This window comes from Pedobacter sp. UYP24 (genome assembly GCF_054057295.1).
Genome location: NZ_JBSRZD010000003.1, coordinates 60924 through 86724, shown reverse-complemented (window position 1 = coordinate 86724; position 25801 = coordinate 60924). Strand labels below are relative to the sequence as shown.

23 protein-coding genes are annotated in these 25801 nt (G+C 39.4%); 12 read left to right on the top strand and 11 right to left on the bottom strand.

The genetic code is table 11. The features are described 5' to 3' along the window. The first annotated feature begins 110 nt into the window (after positions 1-110). The 5 genes from ACVWYN_RS08670 to ACVWYN_RS08650 are packed head-to-tail and all read left to right on the top strand — an operon-like array spanning position 111 to position 7755. On the top strand, positions 111-2435 hold the full coding sequence (locus ACVWYN_RS08670) for a PSD1 and planctomycete cytochrome C domain-containing protein (RefSeq protein ID WP_457288455.1): 2325 nt from the start codon (positions 111-113) through the stop codon (positions 2433-2435). A gap of 2 nt (positions 2436-2437) precedes the next feature. After that, positions 2438-3886 carry a DUF1501 domain-containing protein gene (locus tag ACVWYN_RS08665; RefSeq protein WP_457288454.1) on the top strand — a complete coding sequence of 483 codons (1449 nt, stop codon included), beginning with the start codon at positions 2438-2440 and terminating at the stop codon, positions 3884-3886. 1 nt (position 3887) lies between these two features. Beyond that, positions 3888-4913, top strand: coding sequence for a hypothetical protein (locus ACVWYN_RS08660; RefSeq protein WP_457288453.1), 1026 nt, complete (start codon positions 3888-3890; stop codon positions 4911-4913). A gap of 6 nt (positions 4914-4919) precedes the next feature. Beyond that, a complete protein-coding gene (locus ACVWYN_RS08655; protein ID WP_457288452.1) occupies positions 4920-7091 on the top strand; it encodes a c-type cytochrome domain-containing protein in 2172 nt (723 codons plus the stop codon). Positions 7092-7128: 37 nt separating this feature from the next. Beyond that, positions 7129-7755, top strand: a complete 627-nt coding sequence (locus ACVWYN_RS08650; protein WP_457288451.1) for a DNA/RNA non-specific endonuclease — start codon at positions 7129-7131, stop codon at positions 7753-7755. A 10-nt stretch (positions 7756-7765) separates the two neighbouring features. Here the strand turns inward: ACVWYN_RS08650 and accD are convergent, their stop codons facing one another. Next, positions 7766-8611: an acetyl-CoA carboxylase, carboxyltransferase subunit beta gene (gene accD / locus ACVWYN_RS08645; protein WP_457288450.1), complete on the bottom strand. Its 846-nt coding sequence runs from the start codon at positions 8609-8611 to the stop codon at positions 7766-7768. A 165-nt stretch (positions 8612-8776) separates the two neighbouring features. Here accD and fbaA point away from each other — a divergent pair, with 165 nt between their 5' ends. Both fbaA and ACVWYN_RS08635 read left to right on the top strand, forming a co-directional pair. After that, complete coding sequence (fbaA, locus tag ACVWYN_RS08640; RefSeq protein ID WP_457288449.1) at positions 8777-9856, top strand: class II fructose-bisphosphate aldolase; 1080 nt, start codon at positions 8777-8779, stop codon at positions 9854-9856. Positions 9857-9971: 115 nt separating this feature from the next. Then, positions 9972-10397 (top strand): GNAT family N-acetyltransferase, encoded by a 426-nt coding sequence (locus ACVWYN_RS08635; protein WP_457288448.1) that lies wholly within the window; start codon positions 9972-9974, stop codon positions 10395-10397. Here ACVWYN_RS08635 and ACVWYN_RS08630 read toward each other — a convergent pair. The 5 genes from ACVWYN_RS08630 to ACVWYN_RS08610 form a co-directional block, all read right to left on the bottom strand. After that, positions 10375-11238, bottom strand: coding sequence for a hydroxymethylglutaryl-CoA lyase (locus tag ACVWYN_RS08630; RefSeq protein ID WP_457288447.1), 864 nt, complete (start codon positions 11236-11238; stop codon positions 10375-10377). The genes ACVWYN_RS08635 and ACVWYN_RS08630 overlap by 23 nt on opposite strands. Before the next feature lie 106 nt (positions 11239-11344). Next, complete coding sequence (secDF, locus tag ACVWYN_RS08625; RefSeq protein WP_457288446.1) at positions 11345-14311, bottom strand: protein translocase subunit SecDF; 2967 nt, start codon at positions 14309-14311, stop codon at positions 11345-11347. A 116-nt stretch (positions 14312-14427) separates the two neighbouring features. Next, the gene (locus ACVWYN_RS08620; protein WP_457288445.1) at positions 14428-14913 is read right to left on the bottom strand and encodes a dihydrofolate reductase; all 486 of its coding nucleotides are present in this window, start codon (positions 14911-14913) and stop codon (positions 14428-14430) included. Beyond that, the gene (locus tag ACVWYN_RS08615; RefSeq protein WP_457288444.1) at positions 14910-15704 is read right to left on the bottom strand and encodes a thymidylate synthase; all 795 of its coding nucleotides are present in this window, start codon (positions 15702-15704) and stop codon (positions 14910-14912) included. Before ACVWYN_RS08615 ends, ACVWYN_RS08620 begins: the two co-directional genes overlap by 4 nt. A gap of 37 nt (positions 15705-15741) precedes the next feature. Continuing rightward, positions 15742-16551 carry a hypothetical protein gene (locus tag ACVWYN_RS08610; protein WP_457288443.1) on the bottom strand — a complete coding sequence of 270 codons (810 nt, stop codon included), beginning with the start codon at positions 16549-16551 and terminating at the stop codon, positions 15742-15744. 403 nt (positions 16552-16954) lie between these two features. Between ACVWYN_RS08610 and katE the strand changes: the two genes are divergently transcribed. Further along, on the top strand, positions 16955-19141 hold the full coding sequence (katE, locus tag ACVWYN_RS08605; protein ID WP_457288442.1) for a catalase HPII: 2187 nt from the start codon (positions 16955-16957) through the stop codon (positions 19139-19141). A gap of 125 nt (positions 19142-19266) precedes the next feature. Here the strand turns inward: katE and ACVWYN_RS08600 are convergent, their stop codons facing one another. After that, a complete protein-coding gene (locus tag ACVWYN_RS08600; RefSeq protein WP_457288441.1) occupies positions 19267-19740 on the bottom strand; it encodes an ankyrin repeat domain-containing protein in 474 nt (157 codons plus the stop codon). A gap of 459 nt (positions 19741-20199) precedes the next feature. Here ACVWYN_RS08600 and ACVWYN_RS08595 point away from each other — a divergent pair, with 459 nt between their 5' ends. Then, the gene (locus ACVWYN_RS08595; protein ID WP_457288440.1) at positions 20200-20514 is read left to right on the top strand and encodes a DUF6169 family protein; all 315 of its coding nucleotides are present in this window, start codon (positions 20200-20202) and stop codon (positions 20512-20514) included. A 50-nt stretch (positions 20515-20564) separates the two neighbouring features. Here ACVWYN_RS08595 and ACVWYN_RS08590 read toward each other — a convergent pair whose 3' ends face one another. Further along, a complete protein-coding gene (locus ACVWYN_RS08590; RefSeq protein ID WP_457288439.1) occupies positions 20565-21071 on the bottom strand; it encodes a YciE/YciF ferroxidase family protein in 507 nt (168 codons plus the stop codon). 252 nt (positions 21072-21323) lie between these two features. Here ACVWYN_RS08590 and ACVWYN_RS08585 point away from each other — a divergent pair, with 252 nt between their 5' ends. Then, the gene (locus ACVWYN_RS08585) at positions 21324-23051 is read left to right on the top strand and encodes a TlpA family protein disulfide reductase (RefSeq protein WP_457288438.1); all 1728 of its coding nucleotides are present in this window, start codon (positions 21324-21326) and stop codon (positions 23049-23051) included. Positions 23052-23054: 3 nt separating this feature from the next. On the opposite strand, the gene ACVWYN_RS08580 is transcribed toward ACVWYN_RS08585, so the two are convergent. The 3 genes from ACVWYN_RS08580 to ACVWYN_RS08570 all read right to left on the bottom strand — a co-directional run bounded on the left by ACVWYN_RS08580 (position 23055) and on the right by ACVWYN_RS08570 (position 24638). Then, positions 23055-23687, bottom strand: a complete 633-nt coding sequence (locus ACVWYN_RS08580; RefSeq protein WP_457288437.1) for a DsbA family oxidoreductase — start codon at positions 23685-23687, stop codon at positions 23055-23057. A 20-nt stretch (positions 23688-23707) separates the two neighbouring features. Continuing rightward, complete coding sequence (locus ACVWYN_RS08575; protein WP_457288436.1) at positions 23708-24151, bottom strand: hypothetical protein; 444 nt, start codon at positions 24149-24151, stop codon at positions 23708-23710. A gap of 112 nt (positions 24152-24263) precedes the next feature. Beyond that, the gene (locus tag ACVWYN_RS08570; protein ID WP_457288435.1) at positions 24264-24638 is read right to left on the bottom strand and encodes a ribonuclease E inhibitor RraB; all 375 of its coding nucleotides are present in this window, start codon (positions 24636-24638) and stop codon (positions 24264-24266) included. A 285-nt stretch (positions 24639-24923) separates the two neighbouring features. Here ACVWYN_RS08570 and ACVWYN_RS08565 point away from each other — a divergent pair, with 285 nt between their 5' ends. Together ACVWYN_RS08565 and ACVWYN_RS08560 are read left to right on the top strand one after the other, a co-directional pair. After that, a complete protein-coding gene (locus ACVWYN_RS08565; protein WP_457288434.1) occupies positions 24924-25238 on the top strand; it encodes a hypothetical protein in 315 nt (104 codons plus the stop codon). 65 nt (positions 25239-25303) lie between these two features. Next, positions 25304-25735, top strand: a complete 432-nt coding sequence (locus ACVWYN_RS08560; protein ID WP_457288433.1) for a hypothetical protein — start codon at positions 25304-25306, stop codon at positions 25733-25735. Positions 25736-25801 lie beyond the last annotated feature (66 nt).

The following is a 25801-nucleotide window of genomic DNA, read 5'->3' as shown; positions in this document are numbered from 1 at the left end:
TTTTGCTTTTCCATATTTATCTTAAAAAGAGGTTGCTTTTTAGAAGTCTTTATCCTATTTTTATAAAAGACAGGGCAACTTGTCTACACAAGAAACCAAATGATTATTGTATGAACCGGAGGCTTATTTACTTAACGCTGGCGTTGCTGTGTATTGTATACATTATACAATCCTGTAACAATTCGCCTGTTCCGCAAAATACAGAGGAAGAATTACCGGATAGTATCAGCTATAATTTCCATGTAAGACCAATCCTTTCTGATAAGTGTTTTATCTGTCATGGTCCGGATGCCAATAAAAGAGAAGCAGGATTAAGATTAGATCTTCCTGATGAAGCTTTTAAAGCATTAAAGGATAATCCATCTGCCCATGCCTTAGTTCCTTTTAAACCCTCAGCTTCTGAAGTGTTTCTTAGGATTTCCTCTAAAGATTCTGCGATAATGATGCCTCCAAAGTCTTCCAACCTGAAATTAACCGCCTATGAGGTCGCGGTTCTTGAAAAATGGATCAAGCAAGGCGCCAGGTATGAAAAACACTGGGCATTTGTACCGCCCAAATCGCCCACTATACCAAAGGTGGTAAAGACCAATTGGGCAAAAAACGAGATCGATTATTTCATTCTTAAAAAACTAGAACAGAAACACCTGGAGCCTAATAATGAGGCTGATAAGGAAAGATTATTAAAAAGATTGAGCTATGATTTAACAGGACTGCCACCAACTATCCCAATGATGGACGAGTTTCTGGCAGATAACAGCAGTAATGCCTATGGTAAAATGATTGATCAGTTACTGCAAAGTCCTGCTTATGGAGAAAAAATGGCGCTTCACTGGTTAGATATTGCTCGCTTTGCTGATTCGCATGGTTACCAGGACGATAATTACCGGTCACAGTGGCCATGGAGAGATTGGGTAATTCATGCCTTCAATGAGAATATGCACTATGATCAGTTTATAAGCTGGCAGCTTGCTGGTGATCTTATGCCGAATTCCACTAAAGAACAATTACTGGCAACCGGATTCAACCGGAATCATAAGATTACAGAAGAGGGTGGCGTTGTTGATGAAGAATACAGAGTTGAGTATGTAACTGATCGTACCAATACATTCGGTAAGGCCATTATAGGCGTAACATTAGAATGTGCTCATTGTCATGATCATAAATATGACCCTTTTTCTCAAAAGGAATATTATCAGGTGTTCGCCTTTTTTAACAATGTAAAAGAAGTGGGAATTGAAAGCATTGTTGGAGGTCCGGAAACATACGCTAAGAAGCCGCTGATGGTGATCAGTAATGATGACGTGAAAAACATCCTAAGTTTTGTAAATAAGCAGGACACCAGCAGACTTATTGTTTCAGTTATGGGTGATCAGGATACGCTTAGGAAAACCTATGTACTCAACAGGGGTGGTTATGATGCACATGGTGAAGAAGTCACCGCAGGCACTCCTAAGTCGCTTTTAAGTTTCAGCGACAAATATCCTAAGAACAGACTTGGGTTAAGTCAGTGGTTATTTGATAAACAAAATCCGCTTACTGCAAGGGTTTTTGTTAACCAGATCTGGCAAGAGGTCTTCGGCAGAGGAATCGTAAAAACTTCTGGTGATTTTGGAATGCAGGGCGAACTACCAAGCCATCCTGAACTGCTGGACTGGCTTGCCGTTGATTTTATGAAACACAACTGGGACATCAAACGGCTTATGAAACAAATCGTTACTTCTGCCACCTACCGGCAATCGGCTGTTGTTACCCCGGAAAAGCTCAAGATTGATCCAGATAATATATTTATGGCCAGGTCTTCCCGCTATCGTGTGCCTGCAGAGATCGTTAAAGATGTAGTGCTGGCAAGTAGTGGCCTGCTGGTTAGAACCATTGGCGGACCAAGTGTTAAAGCTTATCAGCCTTCGGGTTTATGGGAGGGTGCAACATCCGGCCGCGGTCAGCTGGCCACCTATATACAGGATCATGGCGCAAGTCTTTACCGTAGAGGAATGTATAATTTTATCAAACGCACAGTGCCACCCCCTAACATGGGGATATTTGATGCCAGTAATAGAGATCAGTGTGAGGTGAGAAGAAATAGGACCAATACCCCACTTCAGGCATTGGTTATGCTAAATGACCCCACTGTATTGGAAGCCTCTCGAGTATTAGCCGGTAACCTATTGGAAGAAAAATCAACAACAGATGCAATGCTTATTAAAGCGTTTAGACTCATCGTTTGTCGCAAGCCAAGCGAGCAAGAAGAGCAAGTGCTTAGCGCTTATTATGTTGATCAGCTTAAAGTGTATTCAAAAAACAAGGATGACGCAGCTAAGGTGATTGCAGTTGGCGAATATCCGATGAATGATAAGGTGAACAAAATAAATTTGGCTGCCTTGATGGAGGTGGTTACGGCCATCTATAACCTGGAAGAAACCATAACAAGATCTTAACAATGGAGAAGGATATTTTAGAACATGGTTTAAACTTTAACAGAAGACGATTTTTATCAAGGCTAAGTCTTGGGCTAGGTAGCGTAGCACTCGGCTCTTTGCTGATACCAGATTTGTTTAGCGGCGCTATGGATGAAGCCGGATTACCACCTGGAATTCCTGATTTTGCACCCAAAGCAAAACGCGTTATTTACCTCTTTCAAAATGGCGCTCCTTCACAACTGGAAAGTTTTGATTATAAGCCCAAGCTGAGAGAAATGATGGGACAGGAATTACCTGCATCCATCAGGGCGGGGCAGCGATTAACTGGAATGACAGCCAATCAGGCATCGTTTCCATTGGTTGGCTCTTTTTACGATTTTAAACAATATGGAGAGTCCAGGGCCTGGATAAGCGACCTTTTTCCGCACACCGCTAAGGTAGTAGATGACATCTGTATCATCCGTTCTATGCATACGGAGGCTATTAATCATGATCCAGCATTAACGTTTTTTCAAACTGGGGCACAACAGGGCAACAGGCCAAGTATGGGTGCATGGCTCAGCTACGGTTTAGGTAGTGAGAATAAAAATCTACCTGCCTTTACTGTATTGTTATCACGCGGTAAAGGAAATGGTCAGGGGGTATATTCTAAGCTGTGGACTAACGGATTCCTTGATTCTACACATCAGGGTGTACAGTTTAGTGCTGGTGAAGACCCCGTACTATATCTTAAGGATCCTGCTGGGTTAAACCGTTTTGAACGTAGAAAGATGCTGGATAAGCTGGCAGAAATGAACACCATGTCTTACAAAGAGTTTGGTGATCCTGAAATCAATGCCAAAGTGCAGCAGTATGAAATGGCTTACAGAATGCAGACCGCTGTTCCGGAAATAACAGACGTTTCCAAAGAGCCGGATGATATTATAAAAATGTATGGGGCAGACTGTCTGGTTCCCGGAACTTTTGCAGCCAATTGTTTGCTGGCGCGTAAACTTAGTGAAAACGGTGTCCGGTTTGTTCAACTTTATCACCAGGGTTGGGATCAGCATGGCAACCTGCCTAATGAAATGGCTGGACAAGCTAAAGATGTTGATCAGGCTTCTGCCGCATTGATAACCGACTTAAAACAGCGCGGATTATTGGATGAAACTTTAGTGATTTGGGGAGGAGAGTTTGGAAGAACCAATTATAGTCAGGGTGCCATGACTAAAGAGAATTACGGTCGTGACCATCATCCCCGTTGTTTCAGTATCTGGATGGCCGGAGGCGGTATCAAACCAGGAGTCTATGGCGAGACCGATGAATTCGGTTACAATATAGTTAAAGATCCTGTACATGTGCACGATTTCCAGGCTACTGTATTACACCAGTTGGGATTAAACCACGAAAAATTAATTTTTAAACATTTAGGACGCCGATATAGATTAACAGATGTATCTGGAAAAGTAATAAATGACATTATTGCATAATATGGAAAGAAGAACTTTTATCAAAAGCGCAACTGTTTTTTCAGCAAGCTTTTTTATCGCTAAAGATATGCTGGCAAAACCAAAAGGACCAATATATGGACACAACAAAATGCAATACAGTATGGACGCAAAATGGGGACAGTTAAATCCGTCCATTAATCCAGTAAATGATTGCCATGAAATGGTTCAGGACGGTAAAGGCCGCATTATTTTACTTACTAATGAAACCAAAAATAATGTCTTGATTTATAATAAGTCAGGCAAACTACTGGAATCCTGGGGACATGATTTTCCGGGTGCCCATGGACTCACACTATCTAAAGAAAATGGTAAAGAATACCTTTTTATAACAGATACCAATCGCCATCAGGTTTACAAAACTACGCTGGATGGAAAGGTGATCATGACCATTGATTGTCCGATGGAGACAGGTCTCTATAAGAAAATTGAAGAGTTTTTGCCTACAGAAACTGCGGTTGCAGAAGATGGTAGCTTCTTTATTGCCGATGGGTATGGTCAGCAACATGTTTTTCACTATAGTGCTGATGGTAAACTCATCAGTCATTTCGGCGGGAGAGGTGAAGAAACCAAAAACCTGGATAACGCCCATGGTGTATGCATTGATAAGCGAAAAGGAAAGCCAACCTTATTGGTTACCGACCGTACGCGCAATTGCTTTAAAAGGTTTGATATGCAGGGTAATCTATTGGAGGTGATTGCATTGCCTGGTGCCTGTGTTTGTAGGGCAGTAATCCACAAAGATCATCTATATGCAGCTGTTCTGCGCTCGCCAGATCTTAATAAGGAAAATAGCGGCTTTGTAACCATTCTGGACAAAAATAATAAGGTGGTATCTAATCTGGGTGGCACAGCGTCTGTCTATAAAGATGGTGTGTTGCAGCCTATGGCACAAGCCGATAAGATCTTCGCTAATCCGCATGATGTTTGTGTAGATGATGATGAGAACATCTATGTAGCGCAATGGGCCTCCGGAAAAGTTTATCCCTATAAATTTACCCGCGTATAGCGTTCTATGAGATTGACCCTTAAAGGTTTTGCAGAAAACCTGTTACTGGCCGCTAATGTGCTTATTGTTTTCCTGCTGATAGCAGGAAGTAAAGTTGTCATTCCGGTGTGGTTAATGCCAATTGGCAGGATGCATCCTATGCTACTCCATTTTCCTATCGTACTGCTAATGCTGGCAATGGTACTTGAATTTTTCAGGTTCAAAACCATATACGCCAAAGAATACCTTTACCAAAGCTTCACGTCTGGCCTTTTGCTTACCTCTGTTGTGTTTTCTGCTATAACAGTCATCATGGGATTGTTCTTGTCTAAAGAGCCGGCCTATGGCGGTTCTCTGCTTAGCTTGCATAAATATACAGGAGCTAGTGTGGTATTTGTTGGCTCATTGATCTATTGGTGCAGAAATGCAACCTGGTATAAAACTGCAGCCGCAAAGTCTGGAGCAGTCTTGTTAACGTTCTTGTTAATCATAACGGGCCATTATGGAGCAACACTTACTCATGGAGATAATTTTGTACTGGAACCGGTAAGCAAACCAAAAGCAATACCTAAAGTTCCTATAGATCAAGCAAGAGTGTTTGAGGATGTGATATTGCCTATTTTTTCTCAAAAATGTCTAAACTGTCACAACCTGGAAAAAGCCAAAGGTGGTTTGGTACTTGCAGATGCACAATCTATTATAAAGGGTGGTAAAACCGGACCATTGTATGTTGCGGGTAATGCCCAGATCAGTCTGTTGTTACAGCGCATTCATCTTCCAATGGATGAAAAGAAACACATGCCACCTAAAGATGAGGCACAGCTGAGCGACGCCGAAATGGCCATCCTTAAACTTTGGATCCAGCAAAATGCAGAGATGAAGAATAAAGTACTGGAACTTGCAGAAACTGACTCTTTAAGGATTCTGGCAGCAACTTACCTTACACCTGTTGATACAATTGTAGATGAGGAAGAAGATTATGATTTTAGTGCGGCAAATGAAGAAGATATTAAGAAGTTAAATAACAATTACCGTGCAATATCTCCTTTGGCTAAAAACTCTCCGGCTTTATCTGTTACTATTTTTAATAAGGAAAGCTTTAAGTCAGGTATGCTTAAAGAACTGGAACCCATACGTAAACAAATCATTACTTTGAATTTAAGTGGTATGCCAGTTGCAGATGAAGACCTAAAGCAAATCAGTGAGTTGAAGAACCTGAGAAAGCTAAATCTTAATTTTACAAAAGTAAAGGGCGGCGGATTAAATTACCTTAAGAAGCTATCATTGCTGCGTTCGTTATCGCTTTCAGGTACTGATGTAACCTTTAAATTTATTAATGAATACGCAGCTAAAAGTACTATTAAACACCTCGCTTTATGGGAAACAAATTTGAGTCCGGCAGAAATTAAACAATTGCAAAAGCAATACAATAAGATCCTTATTGTTGGCGGTTTTGATGGCACAGGCCATTTTTCATCTAAGCTAAATCCACCAAAGCTTAATGTAGAATCCAATCTGTTTAAACAAGCCTTCAACTTAGAATTGAAGCATGTTATTAAAGGGGTGGAGATTAGGTATAGTTTGGATGGCTCAGATCCTGATAGTTTAAAAGCAATGCTTTACAAAGATCCTATTCCTATAAGCAGCAATGTGGTGCTCAAAACAAGGAGTTATAAGAAGGGCTGGATCAGTAGTGATCTGGTGGAGTTTCCACTGTATAGAAGCAGCTACAAGCCAGATAGCATTAGCAATATACTGCTTCCTGAGGAGAGCCTTAATGGAGGAAGAGCGCCAGCATTAATAGACGGTCAGCTAGGAACTGTCAATATTTTTCAGGTTAGATGGGCTGGGTACATCAAAAACAATATGGAAACCCTGATGCTATTTAAACAACCCGTTTTGGTACAGTTGGTAGGACTAAATGCCATTCGCCATTTGGAGAATAAGGCGCTATTACCGCAGTTGGTAGAAGTGTGGGGCGGTAAAGATTCAAAGCACTTAAAACTGTTGGGAACCAAACGTCCTGCAGCGGCAAAAAAGGGAGATCAGCCACTTATCGTAACGATGGAGATATCCTTCAAACCGCAAATGCTATCCTGTATTAAGCTGGTAGCAAAAACATTTAAGAAACTGCCCGATTGGCATCCAGACAAAGGAAATCCACCGGTATTATTTGTTGACGAGATTTTTATCAACTGAGGCTTTTGTTAGATAACGAATCACTATTTTTACAGGAGTGAAACCAAACAAACTGTTTTTTAATGTTCTTCTTCTTACCCTTTTTTACTGCTCGGCATTAGCGCAGCAAGTAGACAAGGTGATTAAGATGACGGCCTATAAGTCCTATTACTCCTACCAGGTTAAAAACCCATTATACGTAACTTATACACTTTCTAAAGGCGGTGGCGATTGTAACCGCGCAGCTTTTAGCTTTAAGAAATGTGATGAGAAGACGGCTGGAGATGCTGATTATTCCGGTACAGGGTATGACAAAGGTCATTTAGCCAACGCAGAAGATTTTGCTTATGATTGCAATTTAGATAAGGAAACTTTTTGTTATTACAACTGTGTACCTCAAACCATTAAGTTAAATCGCGGTATCTGGAAGCAGTGGGAAACTAAGGTACGGGAGCTTTCGCAACAGCAGCCTATATTTATAATTGCAGGTGCGATTTATAGCGATAAATTATTGAAACCGGGCCATAGCGTAATCAAACCAGATTACTGTTATAAGATCGTGGTAGATCCGCCCACACATCACATTTTATATTGCCTGCTATTTCCTAATGATGACAGTGGCAATGTACAGGAACTTACCTTAGTGGAGCTAAAGGCAAAGCTTCCTTACCCTTTAGTGCCTTAAAATTGAGTTCCTAATTTTTTACCATATTAAGAAACAAAGCCAGCTTGTTTTTCATCTGTCTACGGTCCACAATAAAATCAAGGAAACCATGTTCCAAAACAAATTCTGCAGTCTGGAAACCTTTAGGTAAGTCTTTCTTGATGGTTTCTTTAATTACACGCGGCCCAGCAAATCCAATTAATGCACCTGGCTCTGCTATATTTATATCACCCAACATGGCATAAGAGGCAGTAACACCACCGGTAGTAGGGTCTGTTAATAAAGAAATATAAGGGATTTTAGCCTGACTCAACAACGCAAGCTTAGCAGAAGTCTTGGCCATTTGCATTAAAGAAAATGCAGCTTCCATCATTCTTGCACCACCAGATTTGGAGATCATCAGAAATGGTATCTTATGTTTTATAGAATAATCAATTGATCGTGCAATCTTCTCACCAACTACAGAACCCATGGAACCACCAATAAAACTAAAGTCCATACAGGCAATAACCAAGTCTTGCCCGTTAATCTTACCATGCCCAGCTCTTATCGCATCCCTCAATCCCGTTTTAGCCATACTCTCTATAAGTCGGTCGGCATAAGGCTTGGTGTCTGTGAAATGAAGCGGATCGCCTGAAGTCAGGTTGCCAAATAGTTCAGTAAATTCATTATTATCAAAAAGAACCTGAAAATATTCTTTACTTCCAACCCTTAAATGATAATCACAGTACTGACAAACATATTTGTTCTCCAGTAAATCTGCGGTATGGAGTGCTTTCTTACAATTTGGGCACTTGTTCCATAAACCGTCCGGTGCTTCCTTCTTTTCTTCGGTAGTAGTACTTATACCTTTTTTTTCTCTCTTAAACCAAGCCATGTTATTTCCTGAAAAATGCGAGTACAAAGAAACGAAAAAAATCTATACTATGCGTTTCCAGTGAAGTAGTTTATATCTGCATCCTCCAATATGTAAAATAGTGGGGCGCAGACTTGTGCAAAGCGATTATTTTCAATAACTTCGGCCCACATTAAAATATTAAAGATGAGTTTAAAAGGCTATAAAGGCGTAATTTACGGAGATGCCGTTCAGGAATTATTTGAGCAGGCTAAAAAACACCAGTTTGCACTACCTGCGGTAAACATAACGGGAACAAATACCATTAATGCGGTAATGGAAACTGCTAAAGCGGTTAATTCACCTGTAATTATTCAGTTATCAAATGGCGGTGCACAATTTTACGCTGGTAAAACCCTAAATAACGATAACCTTAACGCATGTGTTCTTGGTGCAGTTTCTGCAGCTAAGCATGTACATTTATTAGCTGAGCATTATGGCGTTGCAGTTATCCTGCATACAGACCATGCAGCTAAAAAATTATTGCCATGGATAGATGGATTGTTAGATCATGGCGAAAAATTCTTTGCTGAAACTGGCAAACCATTATTCTCTTCACACATGTTAGACCTTTCAGAAGAATCTATCGAAGAAAACATGGAAATCTGCGTTAAGTATTTTGAGCGCATGGCGAAAATGGGAATGACTATCGAGATCGAGCTTGGTGTTACAGGCGGTGAAGAAGATGGTGTTGATAACAGCGATGTAGACAGTTCTAAATTATATACTCAACCATCTGAAGTGGCTTATGCTTACGAAGAATTGAGTAAAGTAAGCGATAAATTTACTATTGCTGCTGCATTTGGTAACGTTCACGGTGTATATAAACCAGGTAACGTTAAGTTACAACCGGTTATCCTTAAAAATTCTCAAGACTATATCAAAGAGAAAAAAGGGTTAACTGCAGAGAAGCCAATTAACTTTGTATTCCATGGTGGTTCAGGTTCTTCACAAGAAGAAATCAGAGAAGCCATTTCTTACGGTGCTATCAAAATGAATATCGATACGGACATGCAATGGGCATTCTGGGAAGGTATTTTGGATTACTATAAAGCAAACGAAGCTTATCTTCAGGCGCAAATTGGTAATCCTGATGGAGATGATAAGCCAAACAAAAAATATTATGATCCACGCGTTTGGTTGCGTAAAGGCGAAGAGCAATTTGTTGCCCGCTTAAAGCAAGCATTTGAGGATTTAAACTGTAAAGACGCCAGCGATAAAATCTAATCAAAGCTCCTTACAAACAATACAGGCGTTACAGGAGTTTATCTTGTAGCGCTTTTTTTTATTCTTGTCTACTGATTAAACGTACTCCTCAATCCCAGTAAGAAATTAAATGCCCATGGAACCATTAAAAATCATAAAGATCACAACAAAGGAAGAACTGGAACAGGCTTTTTTTATCAGAAAGATTGTCTTTGTAGAAGAACAGAACTGTCCACCAGAACTGGAATGGGAAAATGAAGAAGAATCTGTCCATTTCCTGGCAACGCTTAATCAACAACCTGTTGGGGCATGTCGGTGGCGCAAAACAGAACATGGGTATAAGCTCGAGCGCTTTGCGGTATTGAAAGAATACAGAGGAAAAAGGGTAGGACAGGCGTTAGTCGCAGCAGCACTGGCAGATTTACCTGAAGATGCGCATTATATTTACCTAAATGCTCAGCTGGACGCCATAGGATTATATGCAAAGTTTGGCTTTGCCGCCGAAGGCGATCAATTTGAAGAAGCAGGTATACAACACTTTAAAATGGTAAAGAAAGTGTAGCAAAATCTATCGCCTCTTGCCATTTTTCCATGTTGAGCTTCAACACCTCACCTTTACTTTCTAAATAGGCGATCACATCTTCCGTGGCCATGTTTCCTGTGAGTTCATCTGCTGCCATCGGACAGCCGCCAAAGCCTTTCAAGGCACTATCAAACCGCCTGCAGCCAGATAAATAGGCCGCATCTATCTTTTCTAGTCGCAAGCTCGGTGTGCTGTGCAAATGAACACCAATCTCAGTAGCAGGAAAATCATTTAACAAAGCAGGCAATATTTGTTTAATCTTTTCAGGTGTAGAAACTCCTGTTGTATCTGATAATGCCAAAATACTCGCTCCAGCTTGTACCAATTCCTGAGCCCAATGCGAAACAATTTCTTCGTTCCATTCGTCGCCATACGGATTTCCAAATCCCATGGATAGGTAGATTACAGCCTGCTTACGGGAAAGATCACAAAGCTCCAGTATACGTTTTACAGTCTCCATTGATTCCTCAATACTTGAGTTTGTATTCCTTTGTTGAAAGGTCTCAGAGATGGAGAATGGAAAACCCAGGTAACTAATCTCCTCATGCAATATCGCAGCTTCAGCACCCCTTATATTGGCTACAATGGCTAGCAGTTTAGACCTGCTTACAGTTAAATCCAGTTTATTTAAAACTTCTTGGGTATCCTTTAACTGAGGGATTGCTTTTTCAGAAACAAAGCTACCAAAATCAATGGTATCAAAACCCACCTGTAGCAGTAAGTTAATGTACTTTGCCTTAAGATCCGTATCAATAAAATGATGGATACCCTGCATGGCGTCCCTTGGGCATTCTATTAATTTTAGTGAATCATGAAGCATAAAACTGAAGTATATTTCTGATCAAATATAAGCAATCCCATGAATGGAAGTGCATAAAAAAAGGCACCCGATTTGGATGCCTTTTAAAATTCTATATTTCTTTTTTTTACTTGGTTTCTTTACCGCCTAAGTCGATAACGATAGGAGTAGAGATACAAAGTGATGAGTAAGTACCAATGATACGACCAATTAACAATGCGAATATAAACCCACGGATGCTATCACCTCCAAAAATGAAGATCACCAATAGTACGAAGAATACAGTCAACGAAGTTAGGATGGTACGACTCAATGTACTGTTCAACGCGAAGTTGATTAGTGTATTGCGCTCTTCACCATGTAGGTCTTCTTTACCCGCTTCTTTCAGACGCTCACGGATCCTGTCAAATACAACAACTGTTTCCGTCATGGTATAACCCATTACCGTTAAGATCGCTGCAATGAAATCCTGTCCAATCTCTAAAGAGAATGGCATTACACCATCTAATATGGTGTAGAAAGATAATACCATCAGCACATCATGGAACAATGCGATAACCGCACCCAATCCATATTGCCATTTCTTAAACCGAACTACGATGTAGATAAACATGAATAAACAAGAGATCAATACTGCATAGAATGCACCATTAACAATATCGCTGGCAATAATAGGAGTTACCTTTTGCGAGCTTACAATCTCATACTTATTACCCATTGGGTCAAGACCTTTTTTCAAAGCATCTTCAACCAGTTTATCAGTAGTTGTGTTTTGATCTTCAATGTGGTAAGTAGTAGTGATTTTAACCTGGCTGTCTTCACCTGCAGTTTTAACCTCTGGTGTTTCATTGCCAAATACAGGATTTAATTTTGCTTTAAGATCTTCCGTATTTACACCCTTATCGAAGTGAACTAAATAAGTTCTACCACCTTTAAAGTCTACACCAAGGTTTAATCCGCCATTCTTGAAATAGAAAACAGCTCCTAGGATAATGATAGCGGTAGAGATGATGTAGTATGTTTTACGGCGACCAACAAAGTTGAAGGCTACGTTTTTGAATGCATTACGCGTTACACTGTTATCAAATGTGATTTCTGATTTGCCTTGTAACATGGAATCAAATATTACTCTTGAAACCGCTACAGCAGCAAAAAGAGAAGAAAGGATACCGATACATAAAGTAGTTGCGAAACCTTGAACAGGACCGCTACCAAACACATAAAGAATTGAACCCAATATGAAAAGGGTAACGTTACTATCAATGATAGAAGGCATTGCATGTTTGAAACCTTCTTTAACAGCTATTGCAGTCGATTTACCTTGAGCAAGTTCCTCACGGATACGCTCAAAGATAAGGATGTTCGCATCCACCGATAAACCGATGGTTAGTACAATACCAGCAATACCAGGAAGTGTCAACACCGCACCTAATGAAATTAAGGTACCAATGATGAAGAATAAGTTTAATAACAAGGCAAAGTTGGCAACCCAACCAGCTTTATGGTAATATAAAGCCATAAAGATCAGGATTACAACAAAGGCAATCACGAAAGAGATCAAACCATCATGAATGGCCTGAGCACCTAAAGTCGGACCAACCACATAACTACCTGCAATACGAGCAGGAGCAGGTAATTTACCAGCTTTAAGGATGTTTGCTAAATCTTGAGTGTCATTAACTGTGAAGTTACCGGTAATTGATGAATTACCACCAGAGATCTCATCCTGAACAGTAGGAGCAGAATAAACGGTGTTATCCAATACAATAGCGATCGCTTTCTTATTGTTTGCATCAGCAGCAGCTTCCGCAGTAATTTTTTTCCATTTAGCAGCACCTTCACCAGTCATCCTCATGGTTACCTCAGGCTTGTTGCCTTGCTGAAAATCAGCACGGGCATCTGCTATCGCATCACCACCCAAATCAGGCTTACCATCAGTAGAAGTTACTTTAATCGCATAAAGCTCAAATATTTTAGCATTACCGCCACCTGCAGGTATACCAAGATCAGCAGCTTTAACACTCCACATGAATTTCATGCTCTGAGGAATGATACCGGCAATCTCAGGTCTTTTAAAGAAGGCGTTTACTTTAGCTGTATCTTTTTGAGCTACCCAACCCACAACAGCACCCGGACGCAGTTGTTGCTGACCGTTCTGTCCCTGATAGGTAGGGATGTTCAATACCGCAAACAAAGGGTTCTTTGCCATTGCATCAGTTCTAAGTGCTGCAGTATCTTTAGGGTTTTTACTTTTAGCTAAACCAGCTAATTTACTTCCTGAAGCAGCAGTTGTATCACTAGCAGCTTTAACAGTATCTGTTGATTTTAAAGTAGCAGCAAGGGTTTTGTTGATGTTTTCGAAAATAGGATATACTTCCTGACTTTCGTAAACCTTCCAGAACTGAAGTTCTGCAGATCCTTGTAGCAATTTATAAACACGTTCTTTATCTTGTACTCCTGGCATTTCAATCAGGATACGATTGGTACCTTCTTGTTTTTGCATGTTCGGACTTACTACACCGAAACCATCAATACGGCTTCTAATGATGATAAATGAACGATCGATTGCGCTGGTAGCTTCTTTAGATAAGTAATTTTTTACTTCACTATTAGTAGCATCAGGCTTTAAGATACTTGCATTATCCTGATTAGAAAAGAAATCAGCCAGTTTTACATTTGGCGAAAGCTTCTCGAAATCATTTACAAATAGATTGATATAATCTTTACCTCCTGCATTTAGCTTGGTTTGTGCACTAGACAACGCCTGATTAAAGTTTACATCATCAGTGTTATTGGCTAAAGATTTAACCAATTCTGATAACGATATCTCCATCGTTACGTTCATACCACCTTTAAGGTCTAGTCCAAGGTTAATTTCTTTTCCTTTACAGAACTCATAATCAAATCCGAAAATAGGATAAACTTTAACATTGGACATGGAATCCAAATAAGCTTTCTCTTTTAGAGGATCACCTTTGGCGTACGCTTTTGCGTCATTTTCAACCTTTGAAGTAACAAAGTTGAATGAGAGAGAATACACACAGACAATACATAATAGTATTGCCATAAATTTAATAAAACCTTTACCCTGCATTTTTTGTTTGTAATTATTAGTCTATATCAGCTATATCTTTTTTTAACAAGTCGGCAAATCTAATTATTTTTTTAATTAATAGACCACGTATTCAATTTTTTATTATGGGCGCTAAGTTATTTTCGCTCAAGGGTAGAAAACGTAAAGCTGATGTTGTGTTTTTCGTCTGGCAAGTGCGTTTCTGAAGCAGTTTCTGCCCACAAATCCATATTAATTTCAGGAAAATAAGCATCTCCATCAAAGCTTTGATGCACCCTGGTCAAATAGATCTTATCGGTCTTTGACAGGGCCATTTTATAGATTTCTGCACCACCTATTATGAACACTTCTTCATCCCCTTCGGCAATTTTTAATGCCCCTTCAACGGAATTCACGACCTCTGCACCTGCTATCTTTAAATCCTGATCTCTGGTGATCACGATGTTACGTCTGTGGGGTAGGGGCTTTTTGATGGAGTCAAAAGTTTTACGCCCCATTATAATGGTATGTCCTTTTGTTATTTCTTTAAAATGCTTTAAATCTTTAGGCAAATACCAAAGTAACTCATTGTTTTTTCCAATGGCATTGTTCTCCGCAATGGCTACAACTGCTGTTACTATCATATCGCAACTTGTGCTTTAATGTGTGGATGCGGCTCGTAATTGCTTAGTGTGAAATCCTCAAATTTAAAATCAAAGATGTTTTTTACTTCCGGATTGATGTGCATAAGCGGTAGTTGATGCGGCTCGCGACTCAATTGCAACCTCGCCTGATCAATGTGGTTATTGTATAAATGAGCATCACCAAGCGTATGCACAAAATCTCCATATTCCAGTCCGCAAACCTGGGCTACCATCATGGTCAGCAAGGCATAGGATGCAATATTAAAAGGCACACCCAGAAAAATATCTGCACTGCGCTGATACAACTGGCAACTTAGCTTACCATCTGCTACATAGAACTGAAAAAAGGCATGGCAGGGTGGGAGTGCCATGTTTTCAATCTCTGCCACATTCCAGGCAGAAACAATGATCCTTCTGGAATCCGGATTGTTTTTAATGGTTTTAATGATATTGGTAATTTGATCAATATGACCGCCATCAGGCTTAGGCCATGATCGCCATTGCGATCCATAAACCGGACCAAGGTTTCCATCGGCATCAGCCCATTCATCCCATATCTTAACCCCGTTGTCTTTAAGGTATTTAATATTGGTATCACCACTAAGAAACCAAATCAATTCATGTATAATAGATTTCAGGTGCAGCTTTTTGGTGGTTACCATCGGAAAACCTGCTTGCAGGTTAAAGCGCATTTGATACCCAAAAACACTAATAGTACCGGTACCTGTACGGTCATGCTTTTGAGCACCTTCGTCCAGCACATGCTGCATTAGATCTAAATATTGTTTCATTTATAACCTGATATTAGTAGAATTCAAAAGTAAGGAATTATAAACTGAGATTATGGACTATGGACCATTCCTTTGCATAGCTCCTGCCATTTTCCACCCTTGCCGCTGGCTCAATGAAGGTGCCTGGTGTTAGCGTCTGACCAACTATCGCTGCCGGGTTAAACTTCTTGCTGTTGTAAATGGTTTGTATGTTTTCATATTTGCTGAAGTACCCCAATCCCATTGCAACCACACATAAGCACCCTTCAGGTGCGGAGAAGCTGAACGCTTTGGCTTCGATCGTTTGCTGCATGTCTGTCACGGAGAATGTCTGTAATTCATAATGCCGGGTCAAACTTTGCTCAAGAACCACATAACATACACAAACCGATATTTCACAATAATTCGTGTTTTTTGGAAATTTCAATTGCTCAGGAATATTAAATTGAGGAATGGTAACCTTTAATATATTGTCCTCTTGTGCAATGGTCGGCGTTTCCCAGAAGAAATTTGAAAACAAGGAATTGATGTTGAATTCAAACCCCTTTAATTTATTAAAACTACTGTCGTCGAACGCGTATGTTTTACTGGCCTTATTAAAACAATGTTGCATAATATCGCGATTTACAGTTGTAAGCCGGTTAACCATCCCGCCATCCTGAAAATTAGCGTTTATAGCATAAAGTTTTAAGCGAAGAGCGAGCCCCAGAGCGCTGGCATTTCCAAATATGCTGGCGGCTGTTTTAGAAGCTTCTGTTTGCTTAACTTCAGTAGGGGCGGTTTGCAAAATTGTTTTTCCGTTCTTACCTTTTTTGGTTACCAGGTTGCCTATCAGGCCCGTTAATTGTTTTCCATCCAATATTGCCATTTCTTCATTTCTTTAATAAGTTAACTCTGCGTGTACTTCGCTCTGGTTCAAGTTTGGTTCAAGCCCACTATCAGTTTATTGTCAAACCACAGTGAGTCCACGTTTTTCCCGGTAAAACGTGGACTCACTGTGGGCTCACTGTGGCCTCAAGGTGGACTCACTTAGAGTAAGCACTTGACCCCGATCGAGCGGTAATACCCTGTAGCTGCTCTACAAGCATGGGCTAAATTAACTATTTTACATGAAATGTGAAAATTAGAATATAGGCGGATTGATATCTCTATTTTAAATTGGTACAATCTGATTTTAAAGTGCAAAAGGCTAAGCACTTTTTTAGCAAAAATCTTAAACAATCGTAAAAACAGGGTGTTGTCAGTTCGGTTAAAAAGACTAACAAAAAAACATGAGCAAAAAAAACTCACCTCCTAAAACCGGTACCGAAGCAGCAATAGATAAAAAGTTGGTGCCTCAGCCTGAAAATGATAAAACTGAAAAGCTGATGCCGCATACAGCGGATGCTACTGATGAATTGATGACTACCAATCATGGGGTAAAGATCAATGACGATCAAAATTCCTTGAAGGCTGGAGAACGTGGCGCTACTTTGCTTGAAGATTTTATCCTAAGGGAAAAAATAACCCACTTTGACCACGAACGTATACCTGAACGTATTGTACATGCAAGAGGATCAGGAGCACATGGTGTTTTTAAATTATATAAATCTCAGTCTGCCGTAACTAAAGCACAGTTTTTGAATGATACGGAAATTGAAACACCCGTGTTTGTGCGTTTCTCTACCGTTGCCGGATCCCGTGGATCAACAGATTTGGCAAGAGATGTAAGGGGTTTTGCGGTTAAGTTTTATACCCAGGAAGGAAATTTTGATTTGGTGGGTAATAACATGCCTGTATTCTTTATTCAAGATGCGATGAAGTTTCCAGACCTGGTGCATGCGGTTAAGCCTGAGCCTGATAATGAAATGCCACAGGCAGCGTCTGCTCATGATACCTTCTGGGATTTTATTTCCTTAATGCCAGAATCTGCACACATGGTGATGTGGACAATGAGTGATCGCGCAATACCACGTAGCTTAAGAATGATGGAGGGATTTGGTGTGCATACTTTTCGTTTGATAAACGAGGCAGGTGAAGCATGCTTTGTTAAATTTCACTGGAAACCACTTTTAGGTGTACATTCTGTAGCGTGGGATGAAGCACAGAACATCTCCGGTAAGGATTCTGATTTTCACAGGAGAGACCTTTGGGATGCGATTGAATCTGGCGCATTTCCTGAGTGGGAGCTGGGTGTACAGATTGTTTCTGAAGCGGATGAGTTTAAGTTTGAATTTGATCTCCTTGATCCTACTAAGTTGATACCTGAGGAGTTGGTTCCGGTACTTCGCATAGGCAAAATGACATTGAACAGAAATCCTGATAATTTCTTTGCAGAAACAGAACAGGTGGCATTCCACGTTGGGCATATTGTGCCGGGAATTGATTTCAGTAACGATCCACTAATGCAGGGCCGGTTGTTTTCTTATACAGATACGCAACTGATTAGGCTTGGCGGACCAAATTTTCATGAAATACCGATCAATAGACCAGTAGTACCTGTCCACAATAACCAGCGCGACGGGCACATGCGGCAGACCATCAATAAAGGTAAGGTAAGTTATAATCCCAACTCGTTGGGTAATAACGATCCAATGCAGGTTAAAGCTGCAGATGGAGGATTTACCAGTTACGCAGAACGAATAGACGCTAAAAAGATTAGGGCAAGAAGTAAGAGTTTCTTTGATCATTTTAGTCAGGCAACCTTGTTCTTCAATAGCCAGTCTGAACCCGAGCAAAACCACATTATAGATGCCTTAACCTTTGAGTTGGGTAAAGTAAAAACTGTTGCTATTAGAGCACGTATGCTTGGTGTTTTAACACAGATAGATGCTACACTGGCAAAAAAAGTTGCATTTGGTTTGGGTATTGAACTGCCTAAAGTGCCAGACTTCCCTGTAAATGGAAGCATACCTGCTGATGGTAAACAAGAAGACTATCAGTCGCTTAAAGTGGTAAGCACCCTAAAAAAATCACCTGCATTAAGTATGGCGAATACCATAAAAGATACCATTAAGAGCAGGAAGATTGCCATTTTGGCTGCCGATGGCGTAAACGATGCTTCATTGAATGCGGTTAAAGCCGCGTTGGAAGGAGCGGGGGCAATAGCAGAAATTATTGCACCACGATTGGGTACCATAACTACCGAAGGCAAGGCTAAAATCCCGGTAGATCAGAGTTTCCTGACCGCAGCATCTGTATTGTTTGATGCAGTCTATGTTCCAGGTGGTAAAGCAAGTGTTAAAGCAATACAAGCAGAGCCGAATGCGATACACTTTTTGAACGAGGCCTATAAACATTGTAAAGCGATAGCTACTGATGATGATGCTTCGCTAGTGATTAGTGCAACTTATATTGATGAAACTGAAGCTGGTATAGTAATAGATAAAGACGAGGAAAAGCTTGTAGAAAAATTTATAAAGGCAATTGCGAACCACAGATTCTGGGAGCGTGAAAAGCCAAGACAAGTGCCTGCTTAATAAGCAACTAATAGTTCAATATAGAAAAAGCCGGTAAACTTTAATTTACCGGCTTCTTCTGTTTAATAAAGGTAATTGGATTGATTTTCTATAGCGTAATTGATTATTTATTAAGTAGTTACTACTTATATTTCCAAAAATTCCAATGCTTCTGTATTTCCCTGCTGTGCGGCAATGTCGTAGACAGAAAGCCCTCTCTTATCTACAATAGTCTTATCAGCGCCTTCCGCTAAAAGAAGCTTTAAAACATCATGCCTACCGAACATTGCGGCAAACATTAATGCCGTTCCGCCATTTCCATGCTGCAGGTTTAAGTCGGCGCCATTCTTAATTAACAATTCGGCGATGTCCGAGTAGCCTTTGAAAGCAACGCCCATCAATGCGGTATTGCCACCCAGATCCATTGAGTTTACCGCTGCGCCGTTCTCTAACAGTAATTTTGCAGCATCGTATTTGTTGTTGTAACAGGCAATGATGAGGGGAGTATACCCTTTCTCATCCTGTATGTTTAAGTCGGCTTTTTGCCTTATGAGTTCCTGTAGTATTTCTATTTCGCCCAGGCGGGCGGCATGAATGGTAACTTGTGAAGTATCTGTCATGGTTAGCGTTGTTAAATTCAGATACTTAACACAACATATTGCAATTGGTTTTGAGTTATTCCGCTTTAGCGGCTTTTTATTATCCAGTTATTTCTGGTTAATATTTACAAGGTTTTTGCAAAGGTTGGTTAAATCAAATCATTTAATTATTTTTGTACTGTGAAAGCCCAAAACCCTAATAATACAGAGTCGTCTAAGATTAATCCATTTAAAAAATTAATGGAGGATAAGTTGCGTATTGATAAAGCAATTCAGGATAATAAACCTCTGTCTTCTTTAAAAGGGATTAAATTTGTCAAGCCAATATAAGGTTACTACGGCCGATGACGGCTTCGGGTATAATTTCAAACAGATTCAGGAGACTCCTATACTATATATTTTACGAGTTTTTTTCTAACTTCCTCAGATCATGAAGAAATCGAAATTGCATCTATTGGTTTCTCCTGTGCGAGATTTGTTTTGAAGAAATCTTATCCTCATGATATAAAAGTAATGATAACCATCTTGTCTGTTGTGGAAGAGTTTTACGGTAGAAATGGTGAAAATGCATTGCTATATATTTGTCTTGCCAATGATGGTTTCGCCAGAAATCGTCACATTACATTCAATAAATGGTTTAAATATGTTGCAAATCATGGCGACTATATTAGGGAACAAACTGGCGAAAAAGAGGGTCTATATTGCACTTTGTTGTTGAAAAAGGCTAATCCTGACAGAATCAAACTAATTGAGGCCTTTCATCACACCATACGTGTTTACTGGGGACTTAATTAAATTGGTTTATAGCAAAATGAGAAAGAAAAAATCTAATATTTAAAGCTTAATTATTCCGCTTTAGCGGCTTGCGGGTATAAAATATTTTGTTCTATTTGACAAAGGTAGGCAGCGGTGTTCTTGTTATCGCTTAGGGTTTGTTCCAGCAATAGTGCTGCAGCTTCCATTTTACGGGTAGAAGCGATGAAATGCAGAGATTCATAAACACCAATTTTTACGAGGATAATCATCTTGGCACATTGCAGCAGTTGTATGTCTTTAATTACGGATTGTTGCTTTTTAAATCCGGAAACCTCTTTAGCCATTTTCATCAATTCCTCACCAATTTCAGCGCTGATGCGGGAAGGCTTTAGCTTAAGGAGGTCCATGATTTGGCTTAGTCGTGAAATGTGATTTTCAATTTCAGTTCCTGCAGGTGATAGGGCGGCGCGCAACTCATCCGTATGTGAAGCATCAGCAAGTTGCTCAAATGTTTTTAAGTATTTTTTTTCTGTAGCATACAGCTCAGAAACCGTGTTACTAATAACTTCCAGAAGATTGAGCGGCGGTGTTTTCATAATGCCAAAGTTACGGCAATTGCAGCAAAAGTTATATTGGTTTTTATGCGGAAGTGAAGAATATCTCTTTCATAATTGAAAGCCCCATGTTATTTTTTAACCTGGTTCTAAACAATCGTATCCAATTCTGTGCCTGTTACTTCATATAAATCTTTAAGTGATTGATGAGAAGCATACATCAGTCTGCCGAATTCTTCTAAGCCTCCAGATAAGCTAGTCGTATGTTGGCTATTTTTGTTTACTTTAGATAGTATGAAAATTAAAAAACGCCTCTCTCTTGCTCATTATTTGATTTTACCCCTGGTGCTACTGGTAGGTTTCGGTTCAAAAAGTTTAGCACAACAAGCCGATGCTGGAATAAAAAAGCTAAAACCTTTTGTTGCCAATAAAGCCAAATCTGTTACCATTACAGGAAAAATTAACAAACTGCTAGTTTCATCCCCCAATGCGCTGGATGTGTTTACGTTTCAGTATCGTGATGCCACTAATGGTAAGCTGATTATCGTGCCCATCAATAAAGATACGGCAGGTAATTTTACTGCAACCATACCACTCCATGCCAAACAGCAGATTTTACTAAACCAAACTTATAAAAATGGCGACAGACTTGAAGAAAGCTTTGCTATAGAGTTTCTTTTCTTCGCTGCTCCCGGAGAAGATATGCAACTGGATTATTATTTGCCAGCTGGATTTGTAGGGAGAAGAATAGCATTTAAGGGTAATCTTGGTCTTATTAATAATCAGGATAGAGTTTACCAGGATAGCCTTGATCGATCGGAGTTTAGTCCCCTGATAGCTTTTAAGATTGCAGATTCAGTAAAAGCTGGCAATTATGAGGCATACAAAAAATATGTCGCTGAGCGATTAAAAGCCGGTTTAGCATTTAATGATGCGTATTTTAAGTCTGTAAAAAATCATCCTTATTTAAAAGAAATGTCTGATATTAATATGCGGTACAATGCTGCTAATATGATCTTGACGGGCTTATATAGGGCAAAGATGACCGATAGCCTGTTACTGGATTTCTTTAAAGAAAATGGCATTAGTTTAAACGACATAAAGGCCAGAGGTGATGATCGCTACGCGAATTTTGTAAGTATGTACTATTGGTTAATGGCTAGGGAATTTGAAAATAGTTATAAGGAGCCACACATTACTTTAGCGGGAATAGCAAGATATGTGGCTAGTGAATATCCTGAACTAAATAAGCAATATAATGCTTTGGCAATAAAACTACAGGATACCACTGTTAAAAGAAGTTTAGAAGAAAACAACGAGATCGTCCCTCTTTTTCAACCATATATAGATGACTATGAGCAAAGCATTCATTACAAACAGTTTTTTGATTATCTAATGGCTATTAAAGATCCCATTTTGCGAGATCAGTACGTGGCGAAGCAATTGAATGGATTGTTGAAAAATGGCGATGTAAGACAAGTTAGACGACTTATTGCTGCTTACAAAAGCAAGGTTAAACCAAGCCTTGTTAAAGATGATTTACTGAAAAAATACCAGCAGGAGTACGAAAAGGTTTATAACAGTAAATTGTCTGCGCGTTCTGTTTTAAATGTTTCTAATGACTTAAAAACAGATTCTTTATGGGCAGAGATATTGAACAAGCATAAAGGTAAAGTGATTTACGTAGATGTTTGGGCTACTTGGTGTAAGCCATGCCTGGCAGAAATGGGTAATTCTAAATTGTTAAGGGAGAAGTTGTTAGGTAAAGGTGTTGTGTTTTTATATTTGTGTATCAGTTCTCAGACGGAGACTTTATGGAAGAGTTTGATTGCACAAAACGAGATGGAGGGGCAGCATTATTTTTTCAATAAAAAGCAATCTGATGAGCTAATTCAGCAATTAAAGATTAAGGGCATTCCCCGTTATGTACTCATAGATAAATCAGGAAATATAGCAAATGCTGAGGCAGGAAGGCCTGGAAATATGCTAGCGCTAAAGGCCATTAAAGAATTAATACAGTAAACCCTAAGCTTCCGAAGCTTGCTTCATCGCTGCTAAAAATGTTTCAGGAGATTGAGCGCCAGATACCGCAAGCTTTTGGTTAAACACAAAGAAGGGTACGCCCTTAATGCTAATGTTCTGTGCAGTTTGCTCATCATAACGAACTTCGTCTGTAAAATCCTTACTCTTCAGCATGGTTTCAACAGTAAATTTATCAAGGCCGGCAGCAGCAGCAATTTCTAGGAGTGTAGCATGATTGCTAATGTCTGCACTGTTGGTAAAATAGGCTTTAAAAAGCTGCTCTTCCATCTCGTCTCCATGGCCTTCAGTTTTTGCGAGCTGTATTAAGCGGTGGGCATCAAAAGAATTGGCAACTACAGATTTGTCAAGATTAAATTCTAGACCTACTTCGGCAGCAGTATCCGTTACGTTCTGATGCATTTCTTCGGCCCATTCCCGTGGCCGGCCATACTTACTGGCCAGGTAATCTACAGCGTTTAACTCTGGTAAGGTTTCTGCATTTGGGTCTAGCTCAAAGCTGTGCCATTCTATTTCAACATTATCCTTTTGCTCGAATTGTGCAAGCGCAGTTTCAAATTTACGTTTACCTATGTAACAGAATGGGCAGCGTACGTCAGACCAGATATCAACTTTCATAGCGCAAAGGTACGGGTAACTTACTTTTTAACAAACACCAATTGCGTATTCTCATTATAATCAACAGGAACTGAAGGGTTAAAATTAGGAATACCAACCGTAAGCCTGGGAAGTCCCTTGCCCATAATTAATTTGTTTCCTTTCTTTAATAGCCTAATCGGGTCGCGGTACCAGGTAGGCTGCCTGTAATGTCTATAGTTGAAATCACCTATCAGTGTATCCCCCTTAATAAATCCACGAACATTTCCAGAGTCTTTAAAGGTGCTTTGATAACTGATCTCTAAAGTTCCTCTAAATATGGATTTAGAATGATTGAGCAGGAGTAGGGCAGTATCGCCTTTGCGATAAGCTGTATAGTTTTCCTTTACCATGCCCATATTTGTGTGGTTGTCGCTTTGGCTACAACCAGAAGCAAGCAAGACAATAAAAAACGAAGCCACAGCATATTTAACAAAAGCTATCATGTTATTTGTTTTCCTTTAAAAATTCGACAAAACTGTTGATTTCAATTCCACATTATGGGTAATCATGAATGCTATTAGTGTAAAACATTAACTTTTACTTTCATTGTTAACGTTAATCACTTGATAAGACTTGCCATCCGTCTAGCAGACAATCAAGGTCATAACCGAAATCGCACATGTTTTGGTTCCATTTATTGATCTCATCAATGTTCATTTGAATATTATCGGTATTTCCATGAATTTCCCAATAATCGTCTGTCTCTTCAACTTTAATTCCGGTATAGTTGGGATATGATGAAGATATATGACGTTCCAAAGATTTTGCTTTTCCTTCTGTGTCAGTTATAAAAACAAACTCTATTGGAAGCTGATCAGTAGGTTTGACTCCGTCGTTGTGTATTCTTTCAAGAACATCGTCGTTAACGTCTAACTGGATATCTTCATCATAAACTTCCTTAGTAAAGAAAGTATTTGTTTGGTTTTGCATGTCACAAGTTAAAAATAACATTTAAACTAAAGCTATTTAATTTCAGGTTACCAGTTATATCTTCAGTATTCAAATTGCCATTTTACATTTCACTCTCGTATGCGCAGATGAAAACTAAAAAAAATGAGTCTATTCGTATACCTAATCGTTTACGGATAATAACGTGCTTCATGCCTTTATAAAATGGTAGTTACAATTTGCCTAGTCATTCAGTTAATTATGTTAAATACTGCTATGAAATTTGGCTATTTCAATTTTTTTTATTCTTTTTAAGAAAAAAAAACCATGGCAAAGAGCTTTTTGATAACGTTGTTGTTAATTTTGGCATTGGGCTGTAAAAAGCTCAAATTTAGTGATGACGACACTAATCTTTATAAGTGGAAAAGAGATTTGTATAGAGCGCCAGTGGAAAAGGAGAAACCTGCAATCTTTTATTCCAGAGATGGAAGGGTTGGATCAAACCAGAAGGCTATCTTTTTAAGTTCTGACTTTGTTATTTTGACCGAATACCGCAAGGATTTACAGCAAGACAGTATTTATAATGCCAGTGGAAAAACGCAAGTGTATAAGTACGAGAAAGTAGAAAGGGTAGGCAATTAGTACCGACTATTGGTTCTTTTGATTTGCTTTTTAGTGCATATATTTACAAAACACTGTCTTTAAATATGGCTGTAATAGATAGAATCGAATTAAGGGCAAATTCGAAGAGCTTAAAAATTCTTAACATATGCGGGGCTGTATATTTAACAGTCTGGCTGTTCATTGTATTGCTAGCCGAAACTTTCAAAAGCGATCATATCAAAGCCTTAATTATGGGTGTGTTATTCTGGTCTTTGCTAAGTAAATTATGGTCTAAAGATGCTGGATTATTTATTGAATTTCGGGCTGACCAGATTGAATTTAAAACTCATAACGGATTTGGTGTTTTTGATATCAAGATGTTAAAGCAAATTGACGTCGGGCTGGATGAGATCACGGTATATCTGGAAAATGATGAAGTTCAGGTGATTAATATCGAGCATTTTTCAGATTATGATACACGATTGAAAATTAAAGCTTATTTCTCTCAACTCCAAAAAGAATTAAAAACTACTTAAGTCTATGGATTGTGAAGGAATTCACCAACCAGTCTGGATAAGATGCATCTTTTTTTATAAAATTAA